This is a genomic window from Paenibacillus sp. SC116, from assembly GCF_024733555.1.
Taxonomy (GTDB): domain Bacteria; phylum Bacillota; class Bacilli; order Paenibacillales; family Paenibacillaceae; genus Paenibacillus_B.
Genome location: NZ_JANIOF010000001.1, coordinates 695,869 through 714,083, shown reverse-complemented (window position 1 = coordinate 714,083; position 18,215 = coordinate 695,869). Strand labels below are relative to the sequence as shown.

Sequence of the window (18,215 nt, the reverse complement as noted above, 5' to 3'; positions counted from 1 at the left end):
GCTGTTCGGTGCTGCAGCCTCTCAACCTTTAATCAAGCTAAATGAAAAAACGGTTATCCCGCCCACAATGCTGGATACGGTGATCTGACCGCCTTGTTTCTCAACTAAGCTCTTCGTAATAGTAAGACCCAATCCTGTTCCGCGAAGGGATTGATTTCTAGAAGCTGCTCCCGTATAAAATCTCTCAAACACACGAGACAGGTCTTGTGGAGATATCCCTTTACCGCGATCCCATATATCGACCCATACGTAATCCGATTGTTCCCGAACAGCAACACCAACCTCTTTGCCATCCAGACCATAACGCAAAGCATTCGACATCAGATTCTCTATAACGCGTCTTAGCTGGATTTGATTGCTCATGACATACAGGGGAGAATCAGGGATATTAACAATAGGCGTAATCGCCGCTTTCTGAAAATTGGGATAAAATTCAACCAACACTTCTTGTAAGATGCCTGTCAAATTGACTTCAACAAGTTCGGATTGTGAGTCGTCTGCTTCCAACTTTGCCAGCTCAAAAAAATCTTGGAGTCGTTCCATTAAAAGGTTTCCTTTGTCGGAGACTATGCGGATAAAGTTGTTTTTTTCTTCAACTGTTAGTGTCGAGTCAGAACTTAAGGCTTCCAAGTATCCGAGTAAGGAGGTAAGCGGCGTACGTAAATCATGCGAAATGTTTGCAATCATCTGCTTACGTTCATCCTCCAGAAATTGAGTCCGGTCAAAAGTTTTTTGAAAATAATCAATTAGACGATTTAATTCTCCGCCTAAATCTTCGACAGGTTTATGGGGTGTAAGTAGCCGATAACGCAAGTTAAGATGGCCTGCTCGTATTTGTTTCGTGGTCTGCGCGATCTTTTTGATCTCCTTTTGTAGACGAAAGTTCCTAAGAAGGAGAGTGAAACACAACAGGATAAGAACGATGACGAGAATTATAATGGACATATTCATCCCAACTCACCGAGCTTATAACCAAAACCCCACACAGTTTGAATATGTACGGGGTTTGACTGGTCTTTTTCTATTTTTGCTCGCAGCCTGTTGATGTGTACCATCACCGTATTATCGTCGGATATACTTTCCTCCCGCCAAACCCTTTCGAAAATTTGTGATTTTGTAAAAACACGGGTGGGATGGGTCAGAAACAGTTTCAAGATAGCAAATTCTTTTGCTGTTAAAGACTTTCTCTGACCGGAGACCGTGACTTCGAATGTTTCCATATTCAGGTTTAAGTCTCCATGTTGAATGAACTCTGCTTCGCCGACGGCGGCATTCGAATTAAATTTCGTGTAACGGCGAAGCTGGGCTTTGACCCTTGCAATCAGCTCCCCGATCGTAAACGGCTTGGACATATAATCGTCAGCTCCAAGCTCTAAACCTAGTATTTTATCCATCTCTCTATCTTTAGCTGACAAGATAATCACAGGAATCGTTTTGTTTTTCCGAATGTTGCGCAATACTTCCTGACCCTCTAGTTTTGGAAGCATCATATCTAAAATAACAAGCTGGTATTCATTTTTAAAAATAAAGGAGAGTGCTTCCTGACCGTCATATGCCGAATCGATCTCTAAGCCCTCTTTTCCCAAATATTTAGTTACAAGTTGGTTAATCTCCAAATCGTCTTCAACGACGAGAATTTTCATCATTTGAGTAAGCTCCTTTCCCTCTAAATTTTAACATTACTAGACAAGGTTTTCAGCACCACAATTACACTATTGGGATTTTTTATCTGTATACTATTTTTCTTAAGTTTTATATGTATGATTTCAATTAACCTTTTCCCCTAGATTCACCTGTATCAGCTATCTCCGCTGCGCCGTAAAAACAAATATTGGTTTATATTGATGGCGCGTTGCAGGAGAATCTACTAACAGTAAACAAAAGGACAATGGTACAGATAAAATCTTTTAAAGATCCTGTAAAACTAATGTATTCCTATGAACAGGCTACGAAAACGATAATAATAATTAATAAAGAAAAGAAATTAACTGTACGCCTTAATGGTGGAGCCAAAACAGCCCAGGTTAACGCTAAAAGCGTCCCTGTAACGATTAAAGATGGTAGAACTTATCTTCCTCTACGTTTTCTCTCAGAACCACTGGGGGGAACAGTGGAATTTTCAGTAGTCTAATGGTTTGCACCTTCAATAATCCCACTCCGTCAAATCCTGCATTACATTAACGCTAACACCAACTAGGATGGGCGGCTGGCGCAGCTTTAGGTCATGATCTTTTGCCATTTTTATTTGAAGATGCTCAGGTAACCTGTTTATTGAAGCAATCATCCACCTCACACGTTCTGAAGAATCTTCTGAAAGAACTTCCATAATCTCATTAGGAATAAATTTGTTTTGGGCTATCCAAACCCTTATGTCAGTATAACTTTCAATAACCTCTATCCATACTTCCAAGGGCGCCTAATCCTAAGCAGCTCTAAGATAAAGTACTGACTCGACTCCACCTTGGGTTGTCAGGGAAGCAATCGTAAACAGTTGCCGCTGTTTTGGGTTCAGTCCTTCTCTGGAATAAATATCGCCAAATGCAAACTCGATAATGTAGTTAGCAACGTCAGGAGCAATATCTTTAAGTGATTCGACTTGTTATGAATGTGAATCGAATGGTAAAGCTAGTCGAGAAAAAGCAGTCCACCCTCGTATGAGGAGCAGCTGCTTTTTAGTATTCTTGATTACATTTCCCAATTGAATCTCTCTTTTACTCAAAAGCAAGGCTTTTTCAGGGCTCTCAGAGAGGGCACTTTTTTTAAAAGTGTCCATCTCTTAGGTCGTAGTTCAGTTTTCTGGCTACAGGCTTTATTAGTTTGGTGTTTGAAAATTAATAATGTCCGGTTGCAGTATAACGTGCTTTCGAGCATCTTGATGCATCTTCTCTCGATTATTCTAGAGTTAGAGCTGCGCAAGCAGTCTTCGGCATATGTAAATAAATCAACAAAGCTTATGACTGAGACAAGATTCCTTTAACAAACAATGAGACACTGTGCTTGTAGAACTCTTCCTCGGTGACGAGTTGGGATTGATATTGCCGGTGAATCAGCTCGCTCATCTGAAATCCGTAGCACATCGAGAGAAAAGACATGGCGGCAAGACGCGCATCCTGTCTGGCTATAACTTTTTTCTTCTGCAAGCGTTCAAAATATTCAACCAGCAAGGAGTGCAGCTTCAGCGGCGGATCAGCTAGCACTCTGTCTAATACGGGAAGCATTCCTTTGTCGCGGATACCAATTAAAATGATGTCCGCATTTTTATGAAAAAACAAACGGTACTGCTGACTTACATTCAGCAGATCGACTTCTGGATTATCGGTCGCGTCCTCTTTTAACAGCTTCTCAAATTGCGGGATATCCGAATGTCTTTCAATGATGGCTTCCAATATGCCTTGCTTGCTTCCAAATTGCCGAAAAATCGTAGATTCATTGACTTTAGCTTCCGTTGCAATGGCTTTGGTGCTTACTCCCCGATAGCCATTCTTTTTGATGAGCCGTGTCGCAGCTTCAATGATTCTGTCTGAAGTTTGCATTGTATTTCTCCTTTTATATATGTTAAGCCTATTCTACTACAAGTTTTGTATATGCAGCAGCGCTTCCATCCATGTAGTGTGATGTTGCTTTGTTACTATCATATCGCACAGAACAGATGCATGCAAGTGCACGCTTGCATGCCTGTTTTCCATTCTTTATAATAAAAACATAGTCAGTATGCCTTGCCCCAAAAACATATACGCAAAGGAGAATTTTCATGAAGTATGGACGTATTATCCAAAAACCTCGCGTTAAATTTTTTGAAGTCGCAGATGACGTCTTTGCTGGCATTTCACCGTATCGCGGCATCAGTTGGGCCAATGCCGGGTTCATCAACAAGGGTGATGGGCTGGTATATGACACGTTCTTCGATTTGTTCCATGCGCGGGAAATGCGGGAGGCTTTTGTGGAAGTAAGCAACGGCGGCTCTCCCGCATATGTGGTGAACTCGCACTATAACAGCGACCATGCCTGGGGAAACAAAGTGTTTGAAGATGCTTGCATTATTATGCACAAGGAAGCCTCCAGAGAGCGTCTCACCGAAAATATCGCCTGGATGGACAGCGTCATCAGAAGAGGAAAGGATTCTCCGGAATTGACTCCGGGGGAGCGGTTTTTTGCAGCGGAATTTGAAGGATTCGACCTGAAAGGCGTAGAATGGGTGCTCCCGAATATTGAGATAAAGGACGATATCAACATCCGTCTTGGCGATACGGAAGTTATGATTTACAACGTAGCTCCAGCCCACTCTGACAGTGACTTACTGTTGTGGATGCCAAAAGAAAAGGTGCTGTTCGCTGGCGATGTCGTGTTTAACGGTTGTACAGCATACAGCGAAGAGGGAACCCTCAATTGGGTTAAAGTGCTTGATCGCATTATTGATGAAATTAAACCCGAAATCGTTGTTCCAGGACATGGCGCCATCTGCGACCTGGACTTCGTGAAGGAGCAGAGAGAGTACCTCCTGAACCTGATCAGCGAGTTCAACAAGCATTACAATGACGATATTGATTCCTTGTCCCTGACCAAGCAAATTGATATTTCCCGCTTCCTTCATTGGATTCAGCCAGAACGCTTGTATGTTACAGTGGATATCCTATTGAAGAGCAAACGAGGGTTACCACCCCTTCCAATTTGGAACGAGGTGCCTGCTAAGCTGGAAGACATGAAAGCTTTTTTGGCTGGGAAATATGGCGATCAGATCAAACCATGGGACCCTATGAGTGTTTGGCAAGAATAGCAATTTGAATTATCAATATTATTGATTACTATAGATTGTTTGAAGTTGAAACAGGCACGATTAGGCGCTTCTATGCAGCGCTCTGTCGATTGCCTGTTCTTTTCTTTTTCACCAAATTGATTGAATATCGCTTGAATCAACACTAATTTACCGCCTCGTTATATGAATTTTATTTGTGAATAACAAATTTATCAGGCGCTGTTCAGAACGTGGACCTAATTGCTCGGCTATAGTCCGCCAAGTTAAAAGCTCGCGGCGTCTGCATTCTGTGAATGACGCTCTCAATCATCAAAGTTACCGCCTTAATCGGTAATGTCCTTATGTTCTTGTCATCCGACAATATGGATGTTGTGTCACAATCAATGACATCTCTTCTTTTATTCATTCCTGATTGCTCTTACAAATGATGTTCTTTTTAGAATCTACATATTGCTTGGAAACAGCTTCTCAACAATCACAACATTAAGCCATATACCATCTAATTGGCCATGTTTTTCATACACACCAACTTCTCTAAAACCTAAACTCCGACACAATTGTCGGCTGCCTGTATTAAAGTCAAAAATACGGGAAAGTAACTTCCAGTAATGAAGTTTCTCACATTCCTCAATTACATTCTCACTAACACCTACTAAGATAGGATAATGATCCCCTGACTCCTCAATCCATTTCACTCTGCTTTCAAGCGTCTTAGAATTGCTCTCAAATGTCGAGTTTCGCTCATGAACAACATTATAGTTATAAATATCGTTTAGAGCAGCTGCATCATCTATCCTGGCTCTACGTATCTCGATCTTCATAGTAGCTTCCCTTCCCTTAGGATTATCCGCAGCAGGATGAACTCTTACTTGGGCTTGGATTAACTGTACAGCAAGTACTTTCAGCCATTTTTTCTTTGGTAGCTTCCTCTGTCTCACAGCAGCTTTCTTCACGAGTTAGACTTATGTTACATACTCCTGTTTCTGGTAGATCTAGTTCAACCTTCTCTGCAGCTTCCCAATCACCTGTTAAAGCTGCCACAATGGATCTAACCTGCTCATATCCGGTTGCCATAAGAAACGTTGGTGCACGACCATAGCTTTTCGCTCCAACGATGTAAAAGTCTTGTTCAGGCTGACGTAATTCCTTCTCTCCATGTGGCCTTACGGTACCACAACTATGAAGATTAGGATCAATAAGTGGAGCTAACACACCGACACTCTCAACTACTGAATCGATATCCGTTCTGACTTCACGAAGGAAGCCCATATCTGGGCGAGATCCGGTATTACTAATGACTTCATCAATCGATTCAACTTGGATTGTCTGACCGTTACTGTATCCTATTACATTAATCTGATTTCCTGATTGCTCGAAGTTCTCAATCATGAATGATGGGTACACTTGCACTTTTCCAGAAAGGACAAGATTCTCTAACCTTATACCTAGCTGTCCACGTTCACGAAGACTGTCCTTCTCTTGTCCTCCGTACACTTCTTTTACTTGGGATTTGCGAATGATCCAAGAGATGTTTGTATCTGGCTCCTGTTCCTTAAGCTTTTCAAGATCTAACAGTGCATGAATAGCAGAGTGACCACTTCCAACAACAAGTACGTGTTTACCAGCATAACGTTCTCTCTGTTTACCTAGCAAATCAGGAACTTCGTAAGTAATCTGTTCTTTCAATTCAAGCTCTTTATCCGTCCATATCCCATTCGATACAGCAGGATTAGGAGTTGCCCATGTACCAGAAGCATCAATAACAGCCTTTGCTTCGTAGACCTTTGTTTCACCATTCTCCGTGACATGCAGCACAAAAGGCAGCTTTTCACGTCCAGCTGTTTTTACTTTACTCAAACCTTTACGACTTACTGCAGTAACCTTTGCATTAAAGTGGATATGTGGTTGAATTGTCGGCAGTTTTGATAGTGGAGCAAGGTACTGCGTTACTAACTCAGCACCAGTTGGAATATCAGTATGAATCGGTGCCTTCCAACCATTTTCTTCGAGTAGCTGTTTGGCTACTTTATCTATATTAAATTGCCAAGGAGAGAATAGACGTACATGACTCCATCGATTAATATTCCCTGCTATATCGTTAGCTGTCTCAAATAGAACGAAGGATTCGCCTTTTGAAACCAAATGAGCTGCTGCTGCTAAGCCTACAGGCCCCCCACCAATTATCGCTATAGGCAAAACACCACAACATTTATTCATCATTCATTACCTCCATAATTTATTGATTTTCGTATCGTTAGTATTAATTCCACATTCTCTTAATCAAATTATTTTGATTAATTACATAAAACAAAAGCGATTAGCAACAATCGCCTGTTTTAACATCATTCAAACGGAAAACGCAGCATAGCTCTGGTGAGAGAAGATTGTTAACTTCCTCTTGGTTAAGTTCGTAATAACTCCATGTACCTTTCGTTTCTCTCTGAATTAAACCAGCATCCAGTAAAATTTTTAAATGGTATGACAGTTTAGACTGCTGCATATCGAAAATATCGGTTAGATCACACACGCATGTGTTTCCTCTCTGTGTGAGCTCATACATAATCTGTAGTCGTTTTTGATCTGCTAATGCTTTAAACTTTGCCTCATATTTTGCAAAATCGACTTCTGGTGCTCCTTGCTGCACGATGGGAAGTTCTTTAAACATCATCTTCCCTCCTACTCTTTTATAATCTCATTTAATCAAATTAATTTGATTTATGGTGGTATCATATCATCCATTTTTTATGAAAGTCAATGTTAAATCAAAAATTCTTGATTTAAAGATTGACACTTCTATAACTATGTTCTTTTCAGATACCTCATAAGTTGTTTAACAACATATTCTGCATCGGAACCTACCCCGCGAATCGTAGCTGATGCAAACGAGCGTTGACCATACAAACCTACATAGTAAAGCCCTGGAACAGCTGTACTGACTCCTCCTTTTTGTATAGGATCGCCATTATCATGCACAGCACCTAGTCCCTCTAAATGGAACAGGCTTGATTTATATCCCGTGGCAAAGATGACCGAGTCAACTTTCTCTTTTTCTCCACTAGGCCAAATAACCCCTTCGGGATAAAAAGCTGTAAACATCGTTTTCTGATCCGGATTGAATGCATCTATTCTGTTCTTATAATTATCCAAATCAATTACGGAGGCTGGATTCGGTGACTTTATCCCGAAGCGCCAAAAAGGAAATGTATCTAATCCAGTTAGACGAAACCAAAAGTGAATATCTTTCCCTAGTATACGCTGCTTGGCAAAGTGAACTGGTTTAAGTACTGCTAAACTGGTTTGGCTTACATCAGCCAATTCAATGGCGATTTGAACAGCTGAATTACCACGTCCAACGACTATAACTCGCTGCTTCTTATAAGGCTCTGCATTTCGATAAACCGATGAGTGAATCACTTTTCCTTTGAACTTGTCTATTCCATTAATTCGAGGGGTGTATGGACTATGAAAGGAACCTGTAGCATTAATAATTGTCTTTGATACATACGTGTTTCCAGAAGCAGTGTAGATATTGAATCGTCCGCCTTCCCGCTTCACCTGTACAATATGTTCATTGGTCTTTACTGAAAGTGAAAAATGCTTAACGTATTGTTTGAAGTAAGTAATAACATCATCTCTTCTTGGGTAACGGCCCATCTCACCAGGAAACTCCATTCCAGGAAGAGATGAATAATGTGCAGGTGAAAATAACTTTAAGCTATCATAATATCTAGGCCAGGAACCAACTGCTTCAGGTTGAGATTCCAAAATAAGATAAGACAGCCCTTGTTTCTGTAGATGATAACCCGAAGCCAGCCCTGCCTGCCCACCACCGATCACTATGGTGTCATACGATTTAATGCTCATCTTGATTATCCCCTTAATAATATTTGCATTTTACAAGTATTATGCGTGAATGCAGAATTAGCTCTAGCATTCATCGGCCGAGTACAACGATTTAGCTTTAATTATGCTTTCATTCAATAGTTGTAAAGCTTGCAGAACGGTGTCTTGCTCCGACTCACTCATGCACAAGAATACTTTTTCTAAATAATCCTGGATCATTTTATCAATCGCAGCTGCAATAAACTTACCTTCCGTTGTTAACAGTAGGACATACACCCTTCTGTCTTCAGGTAATTGAATCTTTTTAACGAAGTTCTTTTTCACTAACGATTGTATTTGTCGACTAAAAGTTGTTATATCTATCCCCAACGTATCAGCTATTTGTTGTACGGAAGGTTGATGCTGACGATCAATTTCGTAAAGTATTTGGCTTTGGACTAGTGATATATCATGATGACCTACATTACAACAGCTCTTATTCAACAAACCAAAATTACGTGCTATGACTTGTAGTAAATCTCTAGGATTGGGCTTCATTCCTGCTCACCTCCATTTAGTTATACCCGTTATATTTGCAATTTGCAACTAATACAAAAGAATCTTTTATATAATTAATCACTAATATAACTGTTTACTTATATAATGTTCTGTGTATAATAAGCTCTGGATATACATCACCTCAAGGTGATAATATCTCATCATCTTTAAAAGGAGTGTTCTTTTTGACATCAACTACAGATTCTCTTGTTGAAACGATGAAACTGTTAGCTGATAAAACACGATTGACTATTCTGGCCCTTCTGAAAGAGAAGGAAATGTGTGTCTGTGATATCGTCGATGTTTTACAAACTACACAACCTAACATTAGCCAGCATTTGAAAAAGCTTAAAAATGGCGGGTTAGTCGTAGAAACAAGGCGCAGTCAGTGGATTTACTATTCCTTGAATGTGGACGATAAACCGTACTTACAAGGTATTCTTGAAGAACTGCCGTCTATGAAAGATGAACTAAGCAAGATAAATCCAAACTGTTGTAAATAACATAAGGAGGAGTACATGTTAGCCATTGCATCTCTTATTTTCATCGTTACCCTTATTTTTGTCATCTGGCAGCCTAGAGGGTTAAACATCGGATATTCTGCTGTTGGCGGTGCTATCTTGGCCCTTCTCTTCGGAGTCGTTAACTTTCAGGATGTATGGGATGTTACAGGTATCGTATGGAATGCGACACTTACCTTCGTAGCCATTATTCTTATTTCGCTTATCCTCGACGAGATAGGCTTCTTTGAATGGGCAGCCCTTCATATGGGGCGTTTTGCTAAAGGCAACGGAACGCTCATGTTCATTTATGTTGTTTTGCTAGGAGCAGCTGTAGCTGCGTTGTTTGCAAACGACGGAGCAGCACTGATTTTGACTCCGATCGTACTTGCTATGGTTCGGGCACTCAAATTTGATGACCGAATGATTTTGCCATTCATTATGGCGAGTGGATTTATTTCAGATACAGCATCGCTGCCACTTATCGTTAGTAATTTAGTTAACATTGTTTCGGCCGATTTCTTTGGCATTGGTTTTGCTGAATATGCGAGTCGAATGATCGTTCCAACTATCTTTTCTATTGCTGGAAGTTTGCTCATGCTGTATCTTGTATTCCGAAAAAGTATTCCAAAAACCTATAATCTCAGTCAACTAAAACAACCTAAGGAAGCAATTAAAGATATGCGGATGTTTAAGCTTTCTTGGATTGTACTTTCTGTATTGTTGATTGCGTACATGGTAAGTGGACTCATACAGATTCCAGTATCCATCATTGCTGGCATAGCTGCTATCGTGTTTCTGGTATTTGCTCGAAGCAGTAAGGTCGTCCAAACGGGTGCTGTTATCAAAGGCGCTCCTTGGTCAGTTGTCGTATTCTCCATCGGCATGTATGTCGTAGTATACGGCCTGCGCAATGTAGGACTCACAGAAGAACTTGGTAAGGTCTTTCAGTGGATGGCCGATCAAGGGCTGTTTATCGCGACAGTGGGCTCCGGATTTGTTGCAGCTATCCTCTCTTCTATTATGAATAACATGCCAACCGTTATGATTGACGCACTGGCCATACAGGAGACGAATACACAAGGAGTACTTCGTGAGGCACTTATTTATGCCAATGTTATAGGTTCTGATCTTGGTCCAAAAATCACGCCTATTGGATCGCTTGCTACACTGTTGTGGCTTCATGTTCTCAGTAAGAAAAATGTAAAAATCACATGGGGCTACTATTTCAAAGTAGGTATCGTACTGACTATCCCCGTACTATTCATTACTTTAACAGGGCTGTATTTATGGCTAAGCATCATTCACTAGTAAATCTAAAGGAGAAATACAAAAATGGAGAAGAAACTCATTTACTTCCTATGTACAGGTAATTCATGCCGCAGTCAAATGGCGGATGGCTTTATGAAGGAATTTGGCGGAGATCGCTATGAAATTTATAGTGCAGGCCTAGAAGCTCATGGATTAAATCCTAGAGCCATTCAAACAATGAATGAAGCTGGCATTGATATCAGTAATAATACCTCGGATGTCATTGATCCGGAGATTTTAAACCGTGCGGATTATGTTGTTACACTCTGCGGGCATGCGGATGAGCATTGTCCTGTCATTTCGAACTCTTCTGTTGTGAAGTGGCATTGGGGGTTTGAAGATCCTGCAAAAACTACAGGTACTGAAGAAGAAATTATGATGCACTTTAGAATCGTTCGAGACGCTATAAAAGCGCGTATTGTTAAGTTTGTTGAAGAAGGTCAATAAGCTACTTGTATACTTATATATAAAACTGGTATTAGAAAAGGCGACCGTAAAATAACGGCCGCCTTTTCTAATACAAAGCTAATTAGTTGTATTAACATGCATTCTGTACATAAAGCTGGCAGGTAGACAAGTACTAAAGGGATATCCTTTAAAAGAAAAATTATCGATCCCATTTCTAATCTTAACTGCATTCTACATCGATGATCCGACCTGTTGTGGGGCTAATAAGGCGTTAATATCACTTACGCTTATTTGGGCAAGCATTAAAAATTCCCCGTACCTTGGTTATAAATGTTCAATATTGTAGCAAGATCAATTGTTGTGCTCTTTATACTTTCAACTATTTATTCTTCTTCTTTGCAGCTTGCATACCACCGATGATAAGCATGATAACCCCAATTACTGCTAGAATAATCCTAACTAAGATTGGACTCAATGAAAACACAGTTTCACCTTGCAAGTGCAATCCGAACAACTTTTCATTCAGCCCCACAATCGCCAATAATGGCTTAAGAAACAGACTCAGCGCTAATAATACTATTCCCCAAATGATATTGCTATTCATTGATTCAAAACCTCTTTTTCAATTAATATAAATAAAGATTAGTTCAAAATAAAACGATCTATCATTGCGTTGTAATGCCTCAGACGTTCAATCGTTTGCTCGTTGCAGCAATTCACGAGCTTTGGTCACGAACGGGACGAACATTTCGGTTACATGTTTGGTTGCAGCTTCACCTGCTTCACATGGCGTTCCAGCCCGGTATGGGGGTTCGGGCGAATACTCGGCGATCAACTGAATGAGCTTGGCGTATTCGTCACCGCGAATACGGCCGGCTAACGCAAGGCCGAAATCAATCCCTGCCGTAACCCCACCGCCAGTCACCCGATTCCGGTCGAATACCACCCTTCCTTCCACCGGCTCTACGCCTGCCTCTTCCAGAAGGTGTTTCGTCGCCCAATGGGACGTCGCTTTGTAGTCTTCAAGTAGTCCGGCGGCGGCCAAAATCAAAGAGCCCGTACAAACGCTTGTCACATAATCCGCCTGCCCTCCTCTCGATTTTACAAAGGACAGCGTGGCTTCATCCTCCATCGCGGTTAGCGTTCCTTCGGAACCTCCCGGAACAAACAGAATCGTCACTTTCTCTGGACAGTCCTCGAAGGTGATCGTCGGGACAATCGCCAATCCCGTATCTGATAACACCGGCTCATTTGACTTGGCAACGAGATGTACGGATTGCATCAGCGCAGCGAACACGTATTGCGGACCAACCAGGTCCAGAGCCGTCATCCCCGGATACAGCAGCATCGCCGCCGTTCCTACTCTCTCGGTCTTCGCCGTCAGTCCCTCCCGCAATGTTTTCGAAATGTCTTGTTTGGTCATAATTATCCTCCTTTTTATAAAATATAACTACTATTCCACTTTATTGATATTATTGTAATGATACTGAAGGGAAGATTACCCGCTCCACCATTAATATAATGAAAGTTTACGCTTTTAGATAATATAGCAGTTTTTCAGTATGAATATGGAAAATAATCATATTGTATAAATGAAATGATCGTTGTAATTGCCATACTTCAAATTCTGATCAATAGATTTTCATTTCCCAATACGATAAGACCTATGCTTTCCCAGGTTTGATTGCATCTTGTAATGAAACACTCTTTGGTAATCGTTCTGGCAACTTTGGATTTTCTATGTATTGAGAAACATCAAATTTCGCATTGCGTTTTTTGCTGTTGAGTGTTTGTACGTCAGGGATGTCATCAAAAGCAAGATCGAAGTTATATCTTGTTTGCTACGTGTACGTGCCATTCGATGCTCGCATCTTCACTAGTCAGCTCCTTAAATAACCTCTCCCTGCTCATTTATTCTAGTTTGTCCCACAGCGTTCACATAAACAGTTGGCCTTCTTTATAAGTACAAGTTTGTGTCACGAAAATCGTTAAGGGATGTTCGTGATACTAATCTCCAACACAAACATCTCTTTAAACTTAATAGGACCTTTGATATTATGGTGATATCCAAGTGTTTTTTAAACACATCATTGCATCCTCATCGCTTCTCCACTTTCTTCGTAGCCGCATCCAAGGTAAAGCCGTTTTCCTAAAGCTCGTCTACTAAATTTTTTTATACTGTGATATTCGTATTTCCTAATCGTCCCTTCGCCTTCTTTAAATGGAACTGTATAGAAAACTTCATTTACAAATATAAGGAGGAACTCAAATGTCCATTCAACAACAACCTTCCCACGTATCGATCCGTGAAAAAGAAGCTCTGGTATTAATTGAATACCAGAATGAATGGCTCTCAAAAGACGGAAAAATTCATCATTTGATCGAAGATCATCAACAATTTGCTGATTCGATTGAAAGCTCCAAAAAATTACTAGAGGTAGCAAGGAAAACCGATATCCAAATTATTCACTGCGGACTGTTCTTTGAGGAAAACCATATTGAACTAGGCAATACAACGTATGGTTTGCGCGCTGCCATTTCCACATTTAAAACATTCATTAAAGGCTCACCAGGAAGCCGATTCGGAGAAGCATTTACTCCTGAATCCGGAGAGTTTGTTGTGTCGGGCAGAACTGGGGCCAGTGGGTTTGCGGGATCAAATTTGGATAGCTTCCTCCGAAATCAAGGGATCAAAAAAATATACATCGCAGGTTATGCGCTTCACGTTTGCGTAGAATCTACGCTTAGACACGGACACGACCTTGGTTATGAGGTGACGGTTGTCGAAGACGCAACATCCGCTTTTACACAAGAACAAAGAAAGCATGTCCTCGAACACGTAGTTCATCATTTCGGAAAATCGATTACCGTCGATCAATTCATTGAGAAGTATATTCCTCGCAGTTAGACTGAACGTTAAATTAATCAATCTCCACCTCATCATGATCACAAAAGGCTGCCCAGCCGGCAGCCTTTGCTTATCGTTTATTGAGCTATCGAACTCAGATTAGGCTACTCTACCCTAATCTAATCTAGTATAATGTCTATACTTGCGCTCTACTTTGAAAATGTGCTAAGTAAAGATGGCCATACGGAAATTTTCTCGCGGCAGGATGGACATAATGTTTCCCCCGCTAAATAATACAGATGCCTAACCAATGTTTGCTCCCCAATCGCTTCCGCCCGCTCCGCTAATGTTCGTATTTCTTCATCTGCAAATGACGTGACCGGGATGATCTCATAGGATTCCTGATCAGTGTGAAAGACGGGATCTTGTTCATAGGCTTTAAGTATTTCGATTTCTACAGAATTATCTTCATGAGGCCAGATGAATACATCATTTTCGCAGGTCGGACACATGGCCACATACTCATCACCGTTAATAAAAGTCATCAACATATCGGCAAGTATATACGAACCTCGATAAGCGGCATCCGCAACAAGAATATAACGTTTTTCCGACTCATCGATGGAGTGATGAGTTGTATAGGTGAATACTTCCTTTGTAAGCGCCTTGAGTTTCCCAATGGCCTCTAGATATTCACGATACAATTCAGTACAGACAGAGCTGCCTACATCTTCAGCCAGTTCAGCCCAAGATTCTGGAAATGGTTCCTCATCGTGCCCATCACGGCTTGCCTCGATTATACCGCAATTTACAAACAGCTCTTTGCGCACTTCAGCATCAGATGTAGAACATGCTATTTGTGCCAAAAACGGCATCGCTGCATATGTAGCCGTATATATCGTATTTTGATGGAACAAGTACTCTTGAAAGATTTCATCAAAAATCTCCTGACTATATTGCCGCATTAGCTGCTGCAATAAAACAGATACGTTTTCTGCAGAACTGTACGGTCCTGTCAGCTTTCCCCATACATCGCTATTCCACTTAAGCAAGCTTTCACTCCGTTCTAATTTCCAACTTCTACCCTTTCATTCATTGTATCACATAAAAAAAACACTAGAATCAGTGCCCAACATCCAGTGTCTCTATTGCATCAGTAAATTACAAATTCCCTTCGACAGCAATTTCATCCACATGCTCTAGCGTTGCTACCACCCATTGACTTACATAATCAATAAATTCAGCGCTGGATGGGTTAGTGATTGCTAGTAAGACCAATGGTTCAGGATCACTTTCCATTCCGATTTACGAATGAAATTATACCTCCTTGATTCCTTCGTATAAAAAATGCCCATTTTTTCTGACATTATAGCTGAAGCAACTGTAATGCCTATAAGATCACGCTTTGCAATCCACTGTTCAGCCCAGGGAATAGACGGGCAAAGACATTAAAATATATCATGATTAAAGATAACATAATAGCTATTAGTAGGATGGTCAGTAGTTTCTTTTTGCTTTTTGAGATTGTAAGTAACATCACAACTATCATTATGAAATATATTCCCATAAGCCATGATATTAAATAGTAATGAGTGTGAAAGGGTAAGTAAGCGTTACGTAATTCAAACCCTTCTGACAGCAACACTGCGATTGGAAGAGCCGAAACAATATTAGAAAACAATCCGCTTCCACGCGCATACCACATAATATAAGCACAAACAGGGGATACCGCCGCGCATATACTCCAAAGAACAATCTCTCTTTCCGGGGAAAAATGTAGCACTAGCGTTGTGTAAACATAATAAACGGTAAGCATCGACCCAAAAAAGGCGAATACTTTTACAGCCGCTAAATTGGGCGAATAGCTGAACACCGATAAAAGGGTTGCAACAAATACCCATATACCAAGACGATCACCTATATTCGTGAATATTGGGTTGAAATCAGGACTATCCACAACTTTTGCTAGTAAACCCAAAATAACTCCGACAATAATTGCAATTACTATTGAAAAAACTTTTTGTTTTGTAGTTGATTTACTCGCAATTCTAACCTGATTCAACTTATTACATATTTCCATTATGCCCTCCAATTTCTCAAACTTATTATCATATCCAGAGACAAGTAGCTTAAGAATATCGAAAAGAGTCTTTTTCTCGAGGTCCTGTTAGTACACATAGCCGATGATCTACCGAAGTACCAAAAATGCCATTAAGCCAACCTGTCATATCTCCAACTACCCAAATTTCGTAATAGTGTAGAATTTATTTGGAAAATAGATGTAATAAACATTTTACCATAAACCCGAGATACTTGTTAAAACCAATTTATTTGAACCAATCTTCTCCCGTTAGTTCAATTAAAAAGGGCTGAGCATATTGTCTGTAGCTGGTCAAATGAGGATTATGTCGGGAATGATACAAAGTTCTTGTCATTTCATTTTGATAAGAACTTGGGGACATTGTGTCAAAAGAAATAAAGTAGTAGATTTGAAGATCGCGCGCAGCTGGCCATCGCCACAGCAACAGCTCAAGGCTCCGCGCTGTTCCGTATCCAGAAGAATATCCATTTTGTGAGTTTCACCAAAAGAGGAGACAAGACAGGCACTTTAAAAAGGTGTCCATCTTGTCTCCTCCTATGAACGCCATCAACATAGGCTACAACATCAACCCTTCGCTACCGTGTCCCGAACTCGGCATAATCGTCGTACTCTCGTTTTTGCTTCACGTTTCCGGGAGTTACGCCCCAATGTTTTCGGAATACTTTCGTGAAGTAACTAACGTCGCGATAACCGACGCGGTAGGCGGCATCGTACACTTTGGCGCCTTCTAACAAGATGTGTTTCGCCCGCTCCATTTTGCGCTCAATGACATAGGTCGAGAACGATGTGCCCATTTCCTGCTTAAACAATCTGCTCAAATAAGAAGCGTTAACAAATAAACGCTCAGCAACCCCGTGCAGTGTCACTTCCTGCTCCATCTCTTCATTTACAATTTGGACGATGCATTGCACCGTCTTATTTCGAACACCTTGCCCCGCGCAATATGTCGCTTGGTATGGTATGGCGATGCCACTGCCATAAATATGGCGCTGCTTCAAAGCGGATCGCGCTTCACTATACTGCGCACAAATCGTTTCAACCGTGCCTACGCTTCCGCAAATACCGGCACTTGCCGACAACTGCAAACATATTCGTATGTGACCTAATATTTTTTCCAATAAAGCATGAATTTGAATGATCCCGTCTACAGCATCATTTTGTAACGCGAAAATAATGTCAAACGTGCCATTCTGCTCTGAATTAATCCAACATTGATGCCCCGCAAGCCAAGTTTGCATCATCGAGGAAAGCACAAACGTTTGCTGTGAACGTAACCCACCGTCACTACGTCCCGCAAGTTGATCATCTAATTTAATCGTAGCAACCGCGTAATAACCATCCATCATGAACCCAAGATGCAGGTCATTATTTAACATTCCTAATTGTTCACGGTCATACTTTCCATTTAAAATGTCACAAATCGCACGACCTCGCACACCAGGCAAGTAATATTCCCATTTTTCCCGAAGCAACAGCTGCTCACGCTGCTGCGCCCACGTTTCTCTTAATTGATTAGCGACATGTAACACGTAGTCTACTATTTGCTCTGCACCTGCCGGCTTAAGCAAATACAAACTAACTCCAAACTCCATCGCTTTCTGGACAGATTGAAAATCGTCATGCCCGCTCAGTATGATCATTTTTATATGTTCATAATGCTTAGATACATGTTTTGCAACGACCAATCCACTTAAATCCGGCATTTCAATATCGAGCAGCACGATATCTGGCTGTCTTCGTTCGATTAATTGCAGCGCTTGTTCGCCCGTTTCTGCTGCGCCTACAATTTGAATGCCATGTTCTTCCCACGGAATATAATGAACTAAACTGTTGCGAAGTCGCTCTTCATCTTCTACGATAAGCAAGTTCATACATGCGCCCCCAATTTCTATGTTTAACGCAAATTATATCAAT

General features: G+C 40.9%; 20 protein-coding genes and 1 pseudogene. 6 read left to right on the top strand and 15 right to left on the bottom strand.

Going from position 1 to position 18,215, the window contains the following annotated elements; translation table 11 throughout:
* Positions 1-21 precede the first annotated feature (21 nt).
* Together NQ117_RS02765 and NQ117_RS02760 are read right to left on the bottom strand one after the other, a co-directional pair.
* Positions 22-813: a sensor histidine kinase gene (locus tag NQ117_RS02765; protein ID WP_258276487.1), complete on the bottom strand. Its 792-nt coding sequence runs from the start codon at positions 811-813 to the stop codon at positions 22-24.
* Positions 814-947: 134 nt separating this feature from the next.
* Entirely contained in the window at positions 948-1,646 is a 699-nt protein-coding gene (locus tag NQ117_RS02760) for a response regulator transcription factor (RefSeq protein WP_258276486.1), read from the bottom strand.
* 185 nt (positions 1,647-1,831) lie between these two features.
* Between NQ117_RS02760 and NQ117_RS24110 the strand changes: the two genes are divergently transcribed.
* A complete protein-coding gene (locus NQ117_RS24110; protein WP_375163013.1) occupies positions 1,832-2,131 on the top strand; it encodes a stalk domain-containing protein in 300 nt (99 codons plus the stop codon).
* A 12-nt stretch (positions 2,132-2,143) separates the two neighbouring features.
* Here the strand turns inward: NQ117_RS24110 and NQ117_RS02755 are convergent, their stop codons facing one another.
* The 3 genes and pseudogenes from NQ117_RS02755 to NQ117_RS02745 all read right to left on the bottom strand — a co-directional run bounded on the left by NQ117_RS02755 (position 2,144) and on the right by NQ117_RS02745 (position 3,533).
* Positions 2,144-2,410: a hypothetical protein gene (locus NQ117_RS02755; protein WP_258276485.1), complete on the bottom strand. Its 267-nt coding sequence runs from the start codon at positions 2,408-2,410 to the stop codon at positions 2,144-2,146.
* Positions 2,411-2,440: 30 nt separating this feature from the next.
* Positions 2,441-2,578 (bottom strand): annotated as a pseudogene (locus NQ117_RS02750) (carboxymuconolactone decarboxylase family protein); the annotation flags it as partial.
* Between the two features lie 373 nt (positions 2,579-2,951).
* Complete coding sequence (locus tag NQ117_RS02745; RefSeq protein ID WP_258276484.1) at positions 2,952-3,533, bottom strand: TetR/AcrR family transcriptional regulator; 582 nt, start codon at positions 3,531-3,533, stop codon at positions 2,952-2,954.
* 218 nt (positions 3,534-3,751) lie between these two features.
* Here NQ117_RS02745 and NQ117_RS02740 point away from each other — a divergent pair, with 218 nt between their 5' ends.
* The gene (locus NQ117_RS02740) at positions 3,752-4,774 is read left to right on the top strand and encodes an MBL fold metallo-hydrolase (RefSeq protein WP_258276483.1); all 1,023 of its coding nucleotides are present in this window, start codon (positions 3,752-3,754) and stop codon (positions 4,772-4,774) included.
* A gap of 422 nt (positions 4,775-5,196) precedes the next feature.
* On the opposite strand, the gene NQ117_RS02735 is transcribed toward NQ117_RS02740, so the two are convergent.
* The 5 genes from NQ117_RS02735 to NQ117_RS02715 all read right to left on the bottom strand — a co-directional run bounded on the left by NQ117_RS02735 (position 5,197) and on the right by NQ117_RS02715 (position 9,133).
* On the bottom strand, positions 5,197-5,574 hold the full coding sequence (locus NQ117_RS02735) for a GNAT family N-acetyltransferase (protein ID WP_258276482.1): 378 nt from the start codon (positions 5,572-5,574) through the stop codon (positions 5,197-5,199).
* A gap of 22 nt (positions 5,575-5,596) precedes the next feature.
* Positions 5,597-6,973 carry an NAD(P)-binding domain-containing protein gene (locus NQ117_RS02730; RefSeq protein ID WP_258276481.1) on the bottom strand — a complete coding sequence of 459 codons (1,377 nt, stop codon included), beginning with the start codon at positions 6,971-6,973 and terminating at the stop codon, positions 5,597-5,599.
* A 97-nt stretch (positions 6,974-7,070) separates the two neighbouring features.
* Entirely contained in the window at positions 7,071-7,418 is a 348-nt protein-coding gene (locus NQ117_RS02725) for an ArsR/SmtB family transcription factor (protein ID WP_258278145.1), read from the bottom strand.
* A 134-nt stretch (positions 7,419-7,552) separates the two neighbouring features.
* On the bottom strand, positions 7,553-8,617 hold the full coding sequence (locus tag NQ117_RS02720; protein WP_258276480.1) for a flavin-containing monooxygenase: 1,065 nt from the start codon (positions 8,615-8,617) through the stop codon (positions 7,553-7,555).
* 63 nt (positions 8,618-8,680) lie between these two features.
* Positions 8,681-9,133, bottom strand: coding sequence for a MarR family winged helix-turn-helix transcriptional regulator (locus NQ117_RS02715; protein ID WP_258276479.1), 453 nt, complete (start codon positions 9,131-9,133; stop codon positions 8,681-8,683).
* Positions 9,134-9,351: 218 nt separating this feature from the next.
* On the opposite strand from NQ117_RS02715, the gene NQ117_RS02710 reads away from it, so the two are divergent.
* The 3 genes from NQ117_RS02710 to arsC are packed head-to-tail and all read left to right on the top strand — an operon-like array spanning position 9,352 to position 11,391.
* The gene (locus tag NQ117_RS02710) at positions 9,352-9,636 is read left to right on the top strand and encodes an ArsR/SmtB family transcription factor (protein WP_258278144.1); all 285 of its coding nucleotides are present in this window, start codon (positions 9,352-9,354) and stop codon (positions 9,634-9,636) included.
* 15 nt (positions 9,637-9,651) lie between these two features.
* Positions 9,652-10,944 carry an arsenic transporter gene (locus NQ117_RS02705; protein WP_258276478.1) on the top strand — a complete coding sequence of 431 codons (1,293 nt, stop codon included), beginning with the start codon at positions 9,652-9,654 and terminating at the stop codon, positions 10,942-10,944.
* Between the two features lie 24 nt (positions 10,945-10,968).
* Positions 10,969-11,391, top strand: a complete 423-nt coding sequence (gene arsC, locus NQ117_RS02700) for an arsenate reductase (thioredoxin) (RefSeq protein WP_258276477.1) — start codon at positions 10,969-10,971, stop codon at positions 11,389-11,391.
* 340 nt (positions 11,392-11,731) lie between these two features.
* On the opposite strand, the gene NQ117_RS02695 is transcribed toward arsC, so the two are convergent.
* The gene (locus NQ117_RS02695) at positions 11,732-11,956 is read right to left on the bottom strand and encodes a hypothetical protein (protein WP_258276476.1); all 225 of its coding nucleotides are present in this window, start codon (positions 11,954-11,956) and stop codon (positions 11,732-11,734) included.
* 87 nt (positions 11,957-12,043) lie between these two features.
* On the bottom strand, positions 12,044-12,775 hold the full coding sequence (locus tag NQ117_RS02690) for a DJ-1/PfpI family protein (protein WP_258276475.1): 732 nt from the start codon (positions 12,773-12,775) through the stop codon (positions 12,044-12,046).
* An 846-nt stretch (positions 12,776-13,621) separates the two neighbouring features.
* Here NQ117_RS02690 and NQ117_RS02685 point away from each other — a divergent pair.
* Positions 13,622-14,260 (top strand): cysteine hydrolase family protein, encoded by a 639-nt coding sequence (locus NQ117_RS02685; protein WP_258276474.1) that lies wholly within the window; start codon positions 13,622-13,624, stop codon positions 14,258-14,260.
* Positions 14,261-14,409: 149 nt separating this feature from the next.
* Here NQ117_RS02685 and NQ117_RS02680 read toward each other — a convergent pair whose 3' ends face one another.
* The 3 genes from NQ117_RS02680 to NQ117_RS02670 all read right to left on the bottom strand — a co-directional run bounded on the left by NQ117_RS02680 (position 14,410) and on the right by NQ117_RS02670 (position 18,172).
* Entirely contained in the window at positions 14,410-15,252 is an 843-nt protein-coding gene (locus NQ117_RS02680) for a hypothetical protein (RefSeq protein WP_258276473.1), read from the bottom strand.
* Positions 15,253-15,590: 338 nt separating this feature from the next.
* The gene (locus NQ117_RS02675) at positions 15,591-16,280 is read right to left on the bottom strand and encodes a DUF6518 family protein (RefSeq protein ID WP_258276472.1); all 690 of its coding nucleotides are present in this window, start codon (positions 16,278-16,280) and stop codon (positions 15,591-15,593) included.
* Between the two features lie 596 nt (positions 16,281-16,876).
* Entirely contained in the window at positions 16,877-18,172 is a 1,296-nt protein-coding gene (locus tag NQ117_RS02670) for a response regulator transcription factor (protein ID WP_258276471.1), read from the bottom strand.
* Between the last annotated feature and the right edge of the window lie 43 nt (positions 18,173-18,215).

What these genes read in the sequence shown, in the direction of transcription:
- NQ117_RS02760 (WP_258276486.1), bottom strand. Translation starts at nt 1,646, where the DNA reads ATGATGAAAATTCTCGTCGTTGAAGACGATTTGGAGATTAACCAACTT.
- NQ117_RS02745 (WP_258276484.1), bottom strand. Translation starts at nt 3,533, where the DNA reads ATGCAAACTTCAGACAGAATCATTGAAGCTGCGACACGGCTCATCAAA.
- NQ117_RS02740 (WP_258276483.1), top strand. Translation starts at nt 3,752, where the DNA reads ATGAAGTATGGACGTATTATCCAAAAACCTCGCGTTAAATTTTTTGAA.
- NQ117_RS02735 (WP_258276482.1), bottom strand. Translation starts at nt 5,574, where the DNA reads ATGAAGATCGAGATACGTAGAGCCAGGATAGATGATGCAGCTGCTCTA.
- NQ117_RS02730 (WP_258276481.1), bottom strand. Translation starts at nt 6,973, where the DNA reads ATGATGAATAAATGTTGTGGTGTTTTGCCTATAGCGATAATTGGTGGG.
- NQ117_RS02725 (WP_258278145.1), bottom strand. Translation starts at nt 7,418, where the DNA reads ATGTTTAAAGAACTTCCCATCGTGCAGCAAGGAGCACCAGAAGTCGAT.
- NQ117_RS02720 (WP_258276480.1), bottom strand. Translation starts at nt 8,617, where the DNA reads ATGAGCATTAAATCGTATGACACCATAGTGATCGGTGGTGGGCAGGCA.
- NQ117_RS02715 (WP_258276479.1), bottom strand. Translation starts at nt 9,133, where the DNA reads ATGAAGCCCAATCCTAGAGATTTACTACAAGTCATAGCACGTAATTTT.
- NQ117_RS02710 (WP_258278144.1), top strand. Translation starts at nt 9,352, where the DNA reads ATGAAACTGTTAGCTGATAAAACACGATTGACTATTCTGGCCCTTCTG.
- NQ117_RS02705 (WP_258276478.1), top strand. Translation starts at nt 9,652, where the DNA reads ATGTTAGCCATTGCATCTCTTATTTTCATCGTTACCCTTATTTTTGTC.
- arsC (WP_258276477.1), top strand. Translation starts at nt 10,969, where the DNA reads ATGGAGAAGAAACTCATTTACTTCCTATGTACAGGTAATTCATGCCGC.
- NQ117_RS02695 (WP_258276476.1), bottom strand. Translation starts at nt 11,956, where the DNA reads ATGAATAGCAATATCATTTGGGGAATAGTATTATTAGCGCTGAGTCTG.
- NQ117_RS02690 (WP_258276475.1), bottom strand. Translation starts at nt 12,775, where the DNA reads ATGACCAAACAAGACATTTCGAAAACATTGCGGGAGGGACTGACGGCG.
- NQ117_RS02685 (WP_258276474.1), top strand. Translation starts at nt 13,622, where the DNA reads ATGTCCATTCAACAACAACCTTCCCACGTATCGATCCGTGAAAAAGAA.
- NQ117_RS02675 (WP_258276472.1), bottom strand. Translation starts at nt 16,280, where the DNA reads ATGGAAATATGTAATAAGTTGAATCAGGTTAGAATTGCGAGTAAATCA.
- NQ117_RS02670 (WP_258276471.1), bottom strand. Translation starts at nt 18,172, where the DNA reads ATGAACTTGCTTATCGTAGAAGATGAAGAGCGACTTCGCAACAGTTTA.